Origin of the sequence: Bifidobacterium magnum (genome assembly GCF_000741255.1) — a bacterium.
GTDB classification, from domain to species: Bacteria; Actinomycetota; Actinomycetes; order Actinomycetales; family Bifidobacteriaceae; genus Bifidobacterium; species Bifidobacterium magnum.
Window position 1 is genome coordinate 1 of the sequence record NZ_JGZB01000008.1, and the last position, 14,694, is coordinate 14,694.

A 14,694-nucleotide genomic window follows, 5' to 3' on the forward strand; every position below is an offset into this window, starting at 1 on the left:
CCGGACCGCCACGCCAACGACTGGTTTTTGCGGCGGCCATGGCCCAGGAGAGACGCCCGGTCCCTTTCCGAACCCGGTAGCTAAGGCCTGGCACGGTGATGGTACTGCACCCGGTAGGGTGTGGGAGAGTAACACGCCGCCGCATTCAAACGTTAAAGAGCCCTTGTCCTGACGGACAAGGGCTCTTCTCATATCCGGGACTGTTTTCACCTTGGCACCTTCTTCTGCATTTTGAGACATGAACCGCGGCGTGTCTGTCTCATTTTGCAGAAGAACAAGCGTATTTCATCTGAATGCAATAATTAAGGAATTTTTTATCCCCATCCTCTATAGATCAAGGTAGATCGAATGGAGGAACCATGGCCAAGAAATCGAAAAAACAGCACGACTCCCAATCGAAGTCGGAAATATTGCTTAACCAACCGCTGACGTTGCGCGGCGTAACGCTTCGTAACCGCACTATCTTGCCGCCTATGTGCATGTATTCGGTGACCGCGCAGGACGGACGGCCGAACAATTTCCACTATGAACACTATATGGCGCGTGCCAACGGCGGTTTCGGCATGATTATTCTGGAAGCCACGGCGGTCGCGCCGAACGGTCGTATTTCGCCATGCGATTTGGGACTGTGGAGCGACGATCAGATCGACTCCTACCGCTGGATCGTCGAGGATATGAAAAAGGCGGGAGCGGTGCCCGCAATCCAGCTCAATCATGCGGGACGCAAGGCTTCTACGGGCTGCGCCGAGCTCAACGTACCGTACCATGCGCACGTTCCCGAAGAACTGGGCGGCTGGGAAGATATTGTCGGACCGTCGCCGATCGCGTACGGTGATCTTCCTGTACCACGCGAGCTCACGGTGGAGGAAATCCACGCGATTGAACAGCAGTTCCGTGACGCGGCCTGGCGTACGGCGACTGCGGGATTTGAAGCCATTGAAATCCACGCGGCGCACGGATATTTGCTCAACCAATTCCTCGACCCGCTGATCAACCATCGTACGGACGAGTACGGCGGATCGTTCGAGAACCGCGCGCGCATGCTGATGGAAACGGTGGATCTGGTACGCGGCGTGATTCCCGAAACGATGCCCGTGCTTGTACGCATCTCCGCAACCGATTGGGCCAAGCACGGATGGAACATCACCGATTCCGTGCGGCTTTCGCGTGAACTCAAGCGTCACGGCGTGGATATGATCGACGTTTCCACGGGCGGCGTGGTGCCGGTCAGTAGCGACAGCATGCCCGTCGGCCCGGGATATCAGGTGCCGTTCTCGACCGAGGTACACAAGAACGCCGATATTCCTACGACCGCGGTCGGCCTGATCACGAAGGCGAAGCAGGCCGAGAAGATTCTCGCGAAGAACAAGGCGACGACGATCGAGATTGGTCGACGCGCGTTGGCCGAGCCGTCCTGGCCGATCCTCGCGTTGTCCAAGCTGGGAGTGCCGAAGGAAGAGCTGCCGATTCCCGTCCAGTACCAGCGCGGAATCTATTAAAAAATAAAGATAACGATTGATCCGTCCGTTCCTGAATGGTACATATAACGATTACCGATAGATGAAGGGGTCGTTATGGACAACAATGCGAACTATGCGGACACGTTCCGCGGCTGTCTGATTGGCGGCGCGGCCGGCGATGCGCTCGGGTATCCAATCGAATTTCTGCACCGCGACCAGATAGAACAGCATTTCGGAACGGACGGACTTACTCGTTACCAGCTAGCCCCGAATGGACTCGCGCTGATTTCCGACGATACACAGATGACGCTATTCACTGCCACGGGACTGCTTAGGGGCAAGACACGGCTTATAGAACGCGGCATCGCAACCGACTATTGGAACTATATCGGTTCCTCGTATACGACTTGGTACAAGATGCAGATGGGGGAGCCTGCTCGGGACGAGTACGGCTACGCGTACTCCTGGCTGGCGGACGTCCCTGAAATGGGGGAGTGGAGGCTCCCGGCCGTCGTGCTCGTCTATATTATTAACGCGCTTACGTACACTTCAACACCGTTGATCGATTGTGTGCGAGAAGCGCAGAACTATGTGCAGGGCATGTATGGAGACCGCGCATATTGGAGTCAGCTTCAGGAATTGATAAATAGTGCGGTTCGACTTGCCGCCAATAACGAGCGCGATATTGACAATATTCGTACGCTCGGCGAGGGGTGGGTTGCGGAAGAGACGCTCGTCATTGCGTTGTATTGCGCCATTAAATATGAGCATGATTTTTCCAAGGCACTGTGCGCGGCCGTGAACCATGACGGGGACAGTGATTCCACGGGTGCCGTCACGGGCAATATTCTGGGCGCAATATGGGGATACAAGCGCATTCCGCAACAGTGGAAAGACCATCTCGAATGCAAGGATCTCATTCTTGAGATAGCGGACGATCTGTACGCAGGATATGAGGGAGTGAGCCGGGAGAAGGTGGAGAGGTATTTGTAGGAGGAATTTATGAACTGCCATCAACAGATCGGATTCGTTCATGATTTGTTGGGACAGTACTGTTGGCTAGAAAGGCCAAGAAAAATCTAGGATTGATGGTGTTGCTGCACCTTCTCGGATACGGCAACACCATCAATCGGGCAAATATCACTTGACCTTTTCGATTTGTAGCTGCATATGATCGTAATCACGGTTAGCGTTATATGACCATATCGCGTGGTAATCATCCCACTGAGCTTCCCTCTTGCCATCGAGTCCAGATGTAGAGAGGATATCCTCCAATATGAAATCAGACATATCGGTTTCAGCGGCCAAGCATTCAATTGAATCTATATCAGAATACTCCGAAAGAGCTAGGCTGATGCTCTTCTTATCGGCGGATTTACCGGGCGATTCCAATTTTGTGGTGGAGACTGCGGTTGTGGTGGCACATATTGTCTTTGTGCATTGTGATTATTTGTAGCTGGCCGGGCGTTGTTCAATTGCCCATCTGGCGGCGCAGCCCCGAGATGGGGCGCCCCCCATTGGATCTGTCGGCCTCATCCCATTTTGGTCCGGCATGATTTCCCTTTGCCCCCTACTAGGGGGTTTCTCTTTACTTACCCATTCTTTTCTGGTCTGTATTCAATGATGAAATACGAACTCATGCTATGCCTTGATGCTGAAGTTAAAGACTTACCCGATGAAGTCACAAAACAATGCGACATTACATTTTTAGGAGCTTTTTCGAACTTAGACACCTTGAACCAGCATCCAAAATCATCTGCCTTGTTTCGGTAATAAGAAGGTATCTCTTCCAATGGTAGAATATCACGTTGTATCTCCGATACATACGCCCACCAACGGTCTTGACCACCACTATGTATCAATAGGATTTGTGGGTCATCCTCTTTGAGGATATCCTTTGCAACCTTCTCTGATACGGGGTTACCAAGCTTGCCATACCAAACATGACCAAGCTGGTCTATCAGTTCTCGATGAGCCTTGATAGTCCCGCAATCAGGAGCAAAGTTCTCTGCAAATCTTAGAGCTATAGTTTTCATACTTATGAAACCTTCACTTGACCGTTCACAAGCATCGGGAGAAGCCAGTCACGCAGTTCATTAAGCAGCTTTGCTTTCTTAGCACTGGTGATTATCTTCTGGTACAACGGTTTCACTATCTTGTAATAATTATTTAAAACATCCATCGGTGGTAAAACGAATATTGTCTCAGCGACTACTTCTTTATTGATATGTGGTTGCTGAGCGCCCGTTCTTAAAACCAGGTATCTTGGAATCTGAGATAACACCAACGGATATAAATACTCCTTTTTAAGCAAATCGTTCTCTTCAAGCGTAACTACAGATTGATTGAAGCATGAATCAACACCAAGAATTGCCGCTCTCAAATAACGAGTGATTGATAAAGCGACCGACCCAGATGGTGACCATTCTGTTGCAGAGTGCTTCTGACCTTCCTCTGTTATGTATTTTTCTGACGATAATACTGGGTTACACGCAATCTCAGCCGAGCTGAGCCAAGGTATATCACCATCCCAATATGCGTCATTCTTAGTGTCAGGTGTTCCTCCCAATTTTATCTTGCAAACATCCCCAAGAGTTTCTACTCCCCACCCATCAGGAATTTCTCGCTTCAGCTCTTTGGAATAAACCATCTTCCCGCCAGACTGACGGTAAGGTTTTCCATTCTCATCAGGGAAATCAAACTGAGTAAACCAATAGTCGTAAATAAGCTGGGCAATTGATTCCAATTTTTTTACCTGTTTTTGTAAAAGGGATATTCGATGATTCAAATTAAATATTAAAGAGCCAATATTTTGCTCATTATCAAATCGCAAAATTGGGTATCTCATAATATGGTCTTTATCACCTCTGGGCATCTTTGTGCCTTTAGCGCCTTTTGTCACATAATCAAAAAACGCATCAGTGGATAAAGCGGCAAACAAATATTTTGCATCTATGCCATCTGGTCGAACAACAAGGACATCATTACAACAGCCACCTTGACGATTAGCTAACCATGCTTTCTTAAAATAAGGACGAATGTTTGACAACAAAATATCGTTAACTTCATATTTAATAGAAGGCGCGCTGTCATCAAAATATTCTGCCTGTTAAATTCCGCCAAGATTAGGGAGCATATTGTCTGTGCTTATAAAATTTCCTTTATTAACTTGTCCATTTGATGCTTTTTCAGTTGCAAAATGTGCAACATCACTTAGTAATACCTTACGCATAATTCAAGCCTCCTAACTGCTGTTTAATCTCAGCGTCTAAGGAACTTCCTTCTTCATTCAAGGCATCCAGCTCACCCATCAACCGATGAAGAGTTGATTCAAATTCCTCATGAGTAATATCCACATACTCAAGTTTGACTTCAAAATACTGACCAGCGCTGAACGAATAGTTCTTGTCTTGAATGTCTTTAGTGGTTACCAAAACACTGAAGTCATCTACAATCTCTCGATTGATAAACACGTCTTCAATCTGTTCAACCTCGTAATCACGAAGAACAGTCCTTTGATTTTTGCCTTCTTTGCGCTTCTCACCAAGCTTGGAAGCGTCAATAAGAATTACTTCACTATCGCTCTTGGACTTATCAACAAAAATGACCGAAACGTTAGTGCCAGTATTCGCAAAGATGTTTGAGGGCATGGAGATAACGCCCTGAAGCCAGTTGCTGTCAATAAGCTTCTGACGAATTGCCATTTCAATTCCCGCTTTAGCGGTCAAGAAGCCAGTAGGCAATACGATTGCAGCTTTACCAGAATCTTTCAAAGACCAGAGAACATGCTGAATGAAGCACAGATATATCGCCATGATGTCTTTCTTTTTATCAGGAATATTCGGTAAACCTGCAAAGAACCTATCGGTATCAGCCCACTTGCTTTCAATATTGTCTCTAGTAGTCGAAAAGTCCATCTTGAACGGTGGATTGATAGTAATGTAATCAAACTTCTTATAACCAGAAGATGGGTCATGAGCCACGTTATATTGAGCAGGAGTTAAAAGCGTATCACCTTCGACGATGTTATCCAATGACTCAGTAAGTCCATTAAGCATCATGTTGATACGCAAGAAACGAGAAGACTTCTGCGAAATATCTTGGGTATAAACTCTTGCGCGGTTGCCAAACTTACCCTCACCAAGCTCATTAGCAAGGTGAAGAACAAGGCTTCCAGACCCAGCCGCAGCATCATAAACCTCATAAAGCTTATCAGGGTCAACGTCAGACATATGAACCAAAATCTTTGCAATGATTTCACTTACGGCTTGCGGAGTAAAGTACTCAGCATACTTACCGCTTGCTACGTTGTAATTCTTGATTAGATGCTCAAAGATGCTGCTATAAAAATCGAAGTTAGATTCATATGCTTCTGAGAAATCAAACTTATCAGTAGTGATAATTCCAAAAATGGACTCAGCAAAAGGTTTACGCTTTGACTTCTCAACCTTATCGGTAATGCTTTCAAATAACGGCTTCTTCTCACCGTCAGCAGTCTCAACCTTGAACTTATCGTTTTCCTCATAGTTTGAAATACGCTCCAACGCACCATCAAACAAATCAGCGAAGTCAGGCTTTGTAACTTGATTGGATAACGCTTCGATAGTGTCTTCCATATGGAACACAACATCACGCGGATACGCATCATAGAACGCATCAAGTTCATCGTTCTCGTTTGCGAGAACTTCATCAACCGTCATGCCCATTTCATCAGCGAACTCTTTGATGTTGTGCATGAACTTGTCATTCAGGAACTTATAGAGAAAGACGGTTGTTACAACTACTTCCTCATTAGCGGAGTTTGATAGACCGTTTTGGCTGCATAGACCTTGCAGCTCGTCAATCATTGCTTCAATTTTAGTCTCAAGTCCATAGTAATCAGTCATATCTAAATACCTCTCATTACCTATAACTCTGAAGGTTTGTATACAGTTCAGAAAGCAAGCTATCAATCCAGTTCTTAAGACCAAGTTGCTTGTAAAGCTTTGACTTCAAGAGCGGTTTGACAACCTTCTTTTTCGTCTCATCAATGAAACCCTCGCGTCCCTGTACTACGAGTGTTTCAAGTCCAATAATGTCTTTAATTTCGTTGTAGATAATCTTGATAGCAGCTTCGATTTCCTTGTTGCTCAAATCAGGACGCTTTACCATTGCGTCTTGATAAGTACGAACTAAAGCGAAGTTGCCATCGTAAATTTTGGCAAGGCGCTCGTTCTCCTTGTTGATTTCAATAGCTTCTTCGAGGATGGCTCTCATTTCCTCATCAAGACCATCCAACTCCTCAATATCAGTGATATCAAGTTTTGCAAACAGCTTCTTCAGAGCTTCGTTGAGATAGATGATACGAATATCATCTTTGTTCTTGTTCTTTTTAATTTCTGCCTGAACATCACGCAGGGTCTTAGTGAATTTCTGATAACTTGCGTTTGATGGGTCAAACTTAAACAAGTCAATAATAGAAACGTTCGCAAGTAAGAACTCGTAGACAATCTCGATGACTTCCTCATCCGAGAAGACATCCATCATGGATACAGGTGACTCGGATAGGTTGATGAAGTCGATGCGCTCTTGTGTTGTCCTCAACTTCTTCTTAATTAGCTCAACATTAATTTTGTCTGCTTCATTCATTGCATTAGACAGCAACAACTCCACATAACAATCTTTCATAGTGTTGAGCAGATGCTTTATCTGAAGAAGAACGCTCTTGTTAAAATATGTGAGCTTTCGGCTGTACTTTTCTAAATCATCAACATCAATGATGTCAGTAAATTCCTCATTTGCTTTGTTGTAGTTAGACAAAATAGTGTCTACATCTACAACTAGACCATTAAGGCTACCGCCTTCATCATCTACATCATTGATATCCTTTTCAAGCTCAGCAAGGTAATCATTGATAGTGCGGTCATACTCTTCTTCGATATCTACGAAGTCGGTAATATACCCGTACTTGTATACCTTGCCATTAGGTGCTTTGTAAGGACGATTAACACGCGAAATTGTCTGAAGCAAATTCTGTGCTTTAGGACCACGGAGAAGATACATTTTCTTAAGACGCGATACGTCATATCCCGTGGTCAGCATGTAATGAACAATCAGCAAGTCAGGACATCCGTCATACTTGAAGCTCTTTTGATTGTTCTTGTTTGCTTCAGCCTGTTTTGGGTCAGACTCATTAGACATAACTAAACCCGCAGTAAGGTCTGAGTTATCCCTAAACCACTCATACATTCGTTGTGCTTGCGGGTTGCTACGACAGACAATCATGCCGCCAATACTGGTGTCATGATTGATTGTTCTGAAGTTTCTAAAATCCTTTTCAATGTAACGTCCGATATCTGCCACAAACTGGTCAGACTCATAAACATCACTTTTCTCAGGAGCTTCGTCTTCTTCAAAGTGAATGTTCTCGTGGATTTCCTTACGGACAACTGTATCTATCTTTTCCTTCTTAATGCGAAGGGTATAACCATCGGCAATACTTTTGTCATAGAAGTACTTATGGATGTAATCGCCGAACTTGAGATTGCTTCGCTCCTTTTTCGTAAGTAGGGGCGTGCCAGTCAAAGCGATAAACACCGCATCTGGGTCACACAAAATCAGGTTCTTGAAATACTCGCCGTTTAAAGCATAGCTACGGTGAGCTTCATCAATGAAGAACACACGTTGGACGTTTGTGTTGTACTCATTTCGAGCCTTGGGCATCGCCGACTCGAACTTTTGAATGTTTACAACTACAAACTCACCGTCAGTACCTTCAACCTTAGATTTTGATAATGGTCGAGCAAGTTCTTCAGAGAATTCTTTCTTGCTATTGCACTGCACAGCATTGAAATAGCGATTAGAAAACTCGTCCATATCCTGACGAAGCAATTCAAGACGGTCTACAACAAAGAAGAACCTTGTGACTGTATCTTGCTTCGCATAATAGTCACGAATTGCCTTGTTCGCATAAGCAGCTAACTCGGTCTTTCCTGAACCTTGCGTGTGCCAGATGATACCGCGCTTTTCACCTTCTTCCAGACGCTTCAAAATGCGCCGTACAGCGAAAAACTGAGGATAACGCATGATATGTTTTTGCGGTACTTTGCCGTTCACATAAAGCAGACCGTACTTGATAAAGAACAAGAAACGCTCTTTATCGAAAACAGATGTAACGAACCTATTGCATGGTGTCATCACATCATCTGCGGTCTGAAACTCTTCAGTATCAAAAACACGCGGGTCATATCCGAGGTCTTTGATGATTTCACGGCAACGGTCTTCACCAAGATTCTTATACGGATAGTCTGCAATGTATCCAGGGTCATCTTCGCGGAAGAATGAAAACGATGTGCTGCTTCCACTTGGCGTGGTGTAGAACGACCCCGCCTTAATCATTTCAGCTGATGCATCATCTGTTTCTTCATACTCCATGTTGTTACTGAACGAAACAAACTGGATTAGATTAAAGAACTTCCTATAAGCTGGATTTTGCAGACGAGAGTCAATCATTCGCTTGAACTCTTCTTGGATACCGCCATCATTATTAGGCTTCTTCACTTCCAAAAAACCAAGTGGCATGCCATTGATAAGGATATTTATGTCAGGTCTAAACGAACCTTCAGCAGTATCCCGCTCCACCGTATATGGAAGCTCGTCCACTACTGCAAAATCATTTGCATAGATATCATCAAAATCAATCAGCTTTACCTCTGCTGCACTATCGGTCAAACGATTATAGAAAGCACGTCCCATATCGTTATTGCGAATCAGCGCATGAATATCACTAATGATTTCCGTAATTTCGAGCATGTCAAAACTACGCCCATTGATTTTCTCTAGCGCAGGTTTGAAGCGATTGATGAAAATCTTTGTATTGCAATCAATATCTGAGTCATCAAGAGATTGATACTCATAACCAAGGCGCAAGAACTGAAAGGTTGCTGGAATTTTTACTCTTGTATCTTCATTAAATGTACGCATGTATTGTTTTCCCAACACGACTGTTTCTCTCTATTATCCCACGTACCTAAATTCCTACATACCCATTTGTCGGTCTACGCCGCCTACGCCACCACTTGTAGCGTCATCGTATGTCGACTTGTTAGGCTGCATAACTCCGTTAGCGTCAGGCGACCAACCGTTTCTGTCCTTGCTCTTAATCTCTGCCGATGCTTCTTCATAGTCTTCCTTATCCTTCTTCAAACGGTCTGCAATGACCTTATAGAGAGCGGAATTCTGGAAGACCTTACGAACCCCTTAATGATTTCTCTCCCGCTGAACGGGAGTAGCAGCCATACTACGGTATTTCCTCGTTTCACAAAAGAATTTTTACATTATCGGTACAAGGGTGTTCGAAATGTAGGTGATATGTTTTTATTCGCTTGAGCTGGTCTTATATCAGTTTTGATAGGGAAGCGAATCTGTCCGTTGATATGAATTATGCAAAGGGATCTATGATCTATTAGAGAGCTAAAAGATCGGTAATAGGATAAACAAAAAGCAGCCCATCATGAGCTGCCTGACCTAAAGTGGGTGATATAGGAATCGAACCTATGACCCCTTCCGTGTGAAGGAAGTGCGCTAGCCGCTGCGCCAATCACCCAATCTGCAATTATTAAGCCAATCTTACCGATTAGCTTCGTGGGCGATACAAGATTCGAACTTGTGACCCCTTCCGTGTCAGGGAAGTGCGCTACCTCTGCGCCAACCGCCCGAAGCGTGTGTCACCTTAATAGCAAATATTGATTTATGCAAATATTCGGCGTGTCGCATGATAATTACATGGGAATTCTTTATGTAAGACTTTTACTTTGCGTTATCTTCGTAAATTTTCTTATGTGTGTTACGCTATCTTCATTGTTGATCGGAAACGATCGATTAATATGATCCCGACATATTGTGACTAAGAGTGTCATACTCGTTGGGATGATCCATTATTTATTTACATAATGTAGTGTTCCCCTCCCTAGAGGGGTAAGTGGCGTCCCGCACGGGTCGTCACTTTTTTATTGTTCGGGCACATATGAAAACTGAGCATGGGACTTTGTTGAATTTGTAATTTTTTGATGAGACTCCGCCACGGGAAGCTATTTATTTCTAAAATATAGTCACTTTCATTCGACAAAGAAAATGAATGCGTCAAATGAAAGTGAATTAAAATAGGGAAGCGGCGAACATAAAACGCTGGGATAATTGGGATTTCTAAGTGTGCTCCCCACATAGGTGGGGATGATCCTTCCGCTCTCTATAAGGTCATTGCAGACCGTTTGTGCTCCCCACATAGGTGGGGATGATCCCAATGATGGAACACCTAAGAAGGGTGTGGTTCGGTGCTCCCCACATAAGTGGGGATGATTCCGGATCTTGCAAAAACGTGTCGGGCTTCGCCGCGTGCTCCCCACATGAGTGGGGATGATTCTAAACTACGGTGCCATACTGGTCGAAGAGTGGAGTCCGCGCAAACGAACTCCACTCTCTAATTCACAGCCCCTCTCGAATCTCTTCCAGCTCCTTGCGCCACAGCGTGGCCTGCGCGTGGCTCGGGTACATGAATCCGTCATGGAAATCGAGTCCCGCCGAACCGATGCGCGGACCGTCAGGCAGACTGTAGCGCATGAATTGCGTGGCGAAGAACCGCGTATAGAAATCGTTCATCCAGCCGAACAATTCGTGCTCGTCATACGTTCCGGCGAACGCTTGCACGGCCAGACGCAACAGTTTGCGCGGACGTTGCTGGGCGCGCAACAGTCCGTCAATAAAGAAGTCGACAACTTCCGCCGGACCAAAATCGGTACTATCATTATCCGCAATCATTACGGAATCCTGTTGAACGGGAATGCTGCGCAACACCGATTGCGCGTCGGCCGGGATCGTCAACTCGTCTGGCGCGTCGGTGCTTCCAGCATTCCCGGCAGCTCCAGCATTCTTGTCAGCCTCGCCATCTCGCGCAAGATATTCGAGAATCGCAGGCACCAGCGAACGCACCATCTGACTGTTGACCGCGTACTGCGGCATCGCGCAATGGTTCGGCTGCGCTAATCCCAGCGCAAGTTCCGTCAAATCGCACGGATCAATATAAATGGACGAATAAGCATCTCGCAACGACTCGTTGGCGCTCGCAACCGAACGATTTGACAAATCCGCGGACTCGTCGATCTCGCAACCCAGCGACTTCGCCAACCGGACCACCATCTCATGGTCTACCTTGATCGCATCATCGGACGAACGCACGAGCACATGCACCTCAAGAGGGGAGGAGCCCCGCGAACCCGCCAACTTCGCAGCCTGAGCCGCCACAAGCATCGCCAACATCGCGTTCTGCACGGAACCATGCATCGCATCCACATACAGGGAGCGCGCATGCTGATGATTAATGCGGGCGAGCAGACCGTACGCCTGCATCTTGAACGCGAGAGCACACGAATCTTCACGGTCGTCGGCGCTCGCCGGCATGAACGGCGTACGGCTTACGGGGCGGATCAGCGGCGCCTCGGAAATTTCCATACTGAACAGCGTCTCCACATATCCCGCATCTTGGGCGGTGGCGGCTACATGGAACGAGGACATGCCGCGGCGCGAATCCCACAATCCGTCCACGTTCACATCGGCGATCGCAAAACCGGAACCGAACGGTTCGGCCTGCGCCAGAATCGTACCGTTCTCCGCAATAATTTCCTGACCGCCCACCGTGACGTCACCCGTAGAATCGCCCGTTCCCGAACTGCAATACATGTAGCAAGCCAGCAGACGCGCGCTTTGTCCGGAAATCAGACCGCGACGGTACACGTCCTTGTCGAGCGACGCGTTCGACGCGGAACCGTTGATAAGAATCGTCGCGCCGGCCAACGCCAAATCGATGGACGGCGGTTTCGGCGACCAAATGTCTTCACAAATCTCGAATCCTAGGCACATCTGCGGCATCAGGCTGTTGCGGAAAATCTGGTGGCTGCCGAACGGAACATTCTCCTGTCCGGCCACCACAATATTCGAGACTTCTGCGGGACCCGGCTCGAACCAGCGCCCCTCGAAATCCACACCATACGTAGGAATAAACGTCTTGGGAACCACGCCGAGAATGCGTCCGCGATAGCAAATGGCCAACGTGTTGTACGTTTTGCCGTTAATGCAAAGCGGCAATCCCACGGAAAACAGCACATTGAGATCGGCCGTATCGCGCACGAGCGTCTTGAGCGCGTTCTCCGCGCCTTCCAGCACGATCGTGTGGTACAGCAGATCGTTGGCAATATAGGACGTCAGCACCATTTCCGGCAACGCCACCACATGTGCGCCCTGTTGCGCGGCTTTTCGAATCGCTTCTTCGCACATCACCGCATTATGATCCGGATCCGCCACCGTGGTAAGCGGTGAGGCCGTGGCAACGCGCACAAATCCATCATTCATCATCTGAATTCCCCCTTGTGCAAGATGGTTATTCATAATCTAGCCGTGCAAGGTGGGCGAGATGGGGGAGTGCGCTTAAGGGGTAGGAAATGGTGCGCGCGAATACATGAGCCAATGCGTGAAGATCAACGCATATGCCGGAACATGGCGGATGGGCCGGAGCTTAGTGGAACTGTCAAATCCCGTGGATGGGCTGGAACTAGTGGATGTACTGGAACTGTCCGGCCCGGTGCGCCGTGAACGAGCGTTGCGTAATAACGCCCACTCCGGCCACATTCGACTCCGAAATCGTGACAACGCCCGATTTGCTAACCGACTCGACCACACCCACATGGCCGTATGCGGCGCTCGCGCCGGCCTGTCCTGGTGCGAATACGACGATCGCGCCGACCGTCGGCGTATTGCTCACCGAATAGCCCAGTGCGCGTGCTGAATTCGCCCAGCTGCCGCCATTGCCGAAATACGATCCCACAGGAAGTCCCAATTGGTGACGTCGCGTATACGCCCACCAAGTGCACTGGCCGTACGGATAGGCGTTGCCTGAATCGCCAGTATTGGTGGGCTTCGAAACCACCGAATAATCGATATCCGGAGTGCCCTGCGGCGACCAGCGCATAATGCCGTTCACAAATTCAGCCGTCTCGTCCGCAACCTGCCAGCTTTCTGTGCCAGTGTTCGCGGTATCCGCATCCATCGATTGGCCGTCCGCCTGCGTATTCGAAAGACCGTCCTGCAACTGCCGCTTGGCTTCTTCCGCTTCCTTCTGCTTGCGCTCGCGGACTTTCTGAATAAGCGCGTCGTCGAGTACGGCGGGCTTGATTTGCGGGACGTCTTCGGGAGCGACCTCGCGTTCCTCAAGCGGTATTTCCGCCGTCAGCCCGTCAACATCGATGGCATTGGACGATCCCAGATCCCAGTTCTCATCATGCGCGGTTTCCGTCGCAAGCGTCTGGTCATCTTCCAGCAACAGTTGCGTACGGTCGTCTATCTCTTCCGGATCGTCCGCGGCGTTCTTGGATTCGTCCTGCGGTTCCTCTTTCGACTCATCCTTCGATTGATCGTTCTCTTGATCCCTCAGCTCGTCCTTTTCCTGATCTTTGGATTGATCTTCTGTGGAACCGGCGGCCTGGTCCTTCTCTTGATCAGTCGTTGCCGAATCCGTTTGATCGTTCGATTGATCGACCAATCGGGCGTCCGGTATCAGGCGCCCATTGTCAATAATGAGTTCGCTTTGCGTCTCGATAATGGACGAGTCCTGCGGAGTGATCGTGACAGACTTCTCGGTGCTTCGTTCTTGTGCACGGCTGAGAGAATGGGTGGTCCCTTTGGTCGCGGTAGTGCGCGATTCTTCGGACGGCGCCGCAAATGCCGTAGGAGCTATAAGACCCGTAAGCAGTATCGCAGCGCAAGCGCCGGACCATGCCGGAGCATATTTCGTTTCCTTGCGTTGCATGCTTTTATGACGTGGCACCATCGTCACAATCACCCCCTTTATAGTCACAAATTCCTTGTTACATATACCCTTATTAATATTAAGTATTCAAACACATGCGGTTAGGGAGGGAAAGAGCTTCTCAACATGTGCTCCATTTCCTTACAATTCGGGTCATGAGGTGAAACTCGGACGGTGATTCGGCTTCTTCTTCCTCTACTTCTTCTGCATTTTGAGACCGACACGCCGTGGTTGGTGTCTCAAAATGCAGAAGCTGGTCGTTTTTCTCCAAGTTTGCTGGGTTTTTGGTGCGGGTTTGCTGTGTGCGACACGCCGGTGGAGTGTTGGTTTTGCAAGGGTTTGTTCGGGGCGGGTTGCGTTGCGTGGCGTTCGGGGTGTAAGTTGTTTTCTTCGCTGCCG

General features: G+C 47.9%; 8 protein-coding genes, 2 tRNA genes and 1 rRNA gene. 3 read left to right on the top strand and 8 right to left on the bottom strand.

The genetic code is table 11. The features are described from left to right. Positions 1-28 precede the first annotated feature (28 nt). The 3 genes from rrf to BMAGN_RS06490 all read left to right on the top strand — a co-directional run bounded on the left by rrf (position 29) and on the right by BMAGN_RS06490 (position 2,453). Positions 29-145: ribosomal RNA gene (gene rrf / locus BMAGN_RS06480) — 5S ribosomal RNA — on the top strand. Between the two features lie 214 nt (positions 146-359). Next, positions 360-1,499, top strand: a complete 1,140-nt coding sequence (locus BMAGN_RS06485) for an NADH:flavin oxidoreductase/NADH oxidase (RefSeq protein ID WP_022860413.1) — start codon at positions 360-362, stop codon at positions 1,497-1,499. A gap of 75 nt (positions 1,500-1,574) precedes the next feature. Then, positions 1,575-2,453, top strand: a complete 879-nt coding sequence (locus BMAGN_RS06490; protein ID WP_051892942.1) for an ADP-ribosylglycohydrolase family protein — start codon at positions 1,575-1,577, stop codon at positions 2,451-2,453. A gap of 599 nt (positions 2,454-3,052) precedes the next feature. Here BMAGN_RS06490 and BMAGN_RS08335 read toward each other — a convergent pair. The 8 genes from BMAGN_RS08335 to BMAGN_RS08565 form a co-directional block, all read right to left on the bottom strand. Then, positions 3,053-3,496, bottom strand: a complete 444-nt coding sequence (locus BMAGN_RS08335) for a hypothetical protein (protein ID WP_152593303.1) — start codon at positions 3,494-3,496, stop codon at positions 3,053-3,055. 2 nt (positions 3,497-3,498) lie between these two features. Further along, positions 3,499-4,509 (bottom strand): restriction endonuclease subunit S, encoded by a 1,011-nt coding sequence (locus BMAGN_RS06495; protein WP_152593302.1) that lies wholly within the window; start codon positions 4,507-4,509, stop codon positions 3,499-3,501. Between the two features lie 175 nt (positions 4,510-4,684). Further along, positions 4,685-6,346 carry an HsdM family class I SAM-dependent methyltransferase gene (locus BMAGN_RS06500; protein ID WP_022860408.1) on the bottom strand — a complete coding sequence of 554 codons (1,662 nt, stop codon included), beginning with the start codon at positions 6,344-6,346 and terminating at the stop codon, positions 4,685-4,687. A 16-nt stretch (positions 6,347-6,362) separates the two neighbouring features. Next, positions 6,363-9,422 carry a DEAD/DEAH box helicase family protein gene (locus tag BMAGN_RS06505; protein ID WP_026502152.1) on the bottom strand — a complete coding sequence of 1,020 codons (3,060 nt, stop codon included), beginning with the start codon at positions 9,420-9,422 and terminating at the stop codon, positions 6,363-6,365. A gap of 549 nt (positions 9,423-9,971) precedes the next feature. Beyond that, positions 9,972-10,044: transfer RNA gene (locus tag BMAGN_RS06510), tRNA-Val, on the bottom strand. A 39-nt stretch (positions 10,045-10,083) separates the two neighbouring features. Further along, positions 10,084-10,155: transfer RNA gene (locus tag BMAGN_RS06515), tRNA-Val, on the bottom strand. A gap of 767 nt (positions 10,156-10,922) precedes the next feature. Beyond that, complete coding sequence (locus tag BMAGN_RS06520; RefSeq protein ID WP_022860405.1) at positions 10,923-12,845, bottom strand: nitrilase-related carbon-nitrogen hydrolase; 1,923 nt, start codon at positions 12,843-12,845, stop codon at positions 10,923-10,925. A 196-nt stretch (positions 12,846-13,041) separates the two neighbouring features. Continuing rightward, complete coding sequence (locus BMAGN_RS08565) at positions 13,042-14,343, bottom strand: CHAP domain-containing protein (protein ID WP_238548775.1); 1,302 nt, start codon at positions 14,341-14,343, stop codon at positions 13,042-13,044. Positions 14,344-14,694 lie beyond the last annotated feature (351 nt).

What these genes read in the sequence shown, in the direction of transcription:
- BMAGN_RS06505 (WP_026502152.1), bottom strand. Translation starts at nt 9,422, where the DNA reads ATGCGTACATTTAATGAAGATACAAGAGTAAAAATTCCAGCAACCTTT.
- BMAGN_RS06520 (WP_022860405.1), bottom strand. Translation starts at nt 12,845, where the DNA reads ATGATGAATGATGGATTTGTGCGCGTTGCCACGGCCTCACCGCTTACC.
- BMAGN_RS06500 (WP_022860408.1), bottom strand. Translation starts at nt 6,346, where the DNA reads ATGACTGATTACTATGGACTTGAGACTAAAATTGAAGCAATGATTGAC.
- BMAGN_RS06485 (WP_022860413.1), top strand. Translation starts at nt 360, where the DNA reads ATGGCCAAGAAATCGAAAAAACAGCACGACTCCCAATCGAAGTCGGAA.
- BMAGN_RS06490 (WP_051892942.1), top strand. Translation starts at nt 1,575, where the DNA reads ATGGACAACAATGCGAACTATGCGGACACGTTCCGCGGCTGTCTGATT.
- BMAGN_RS08335 (WP_152593303.1), bottom strand. Translation starts at nt 3,496, where the DNA reads ATGAAAACTATAGCTCTAAGATTTGCAGAGAACTTTGCTCCTGATTGC.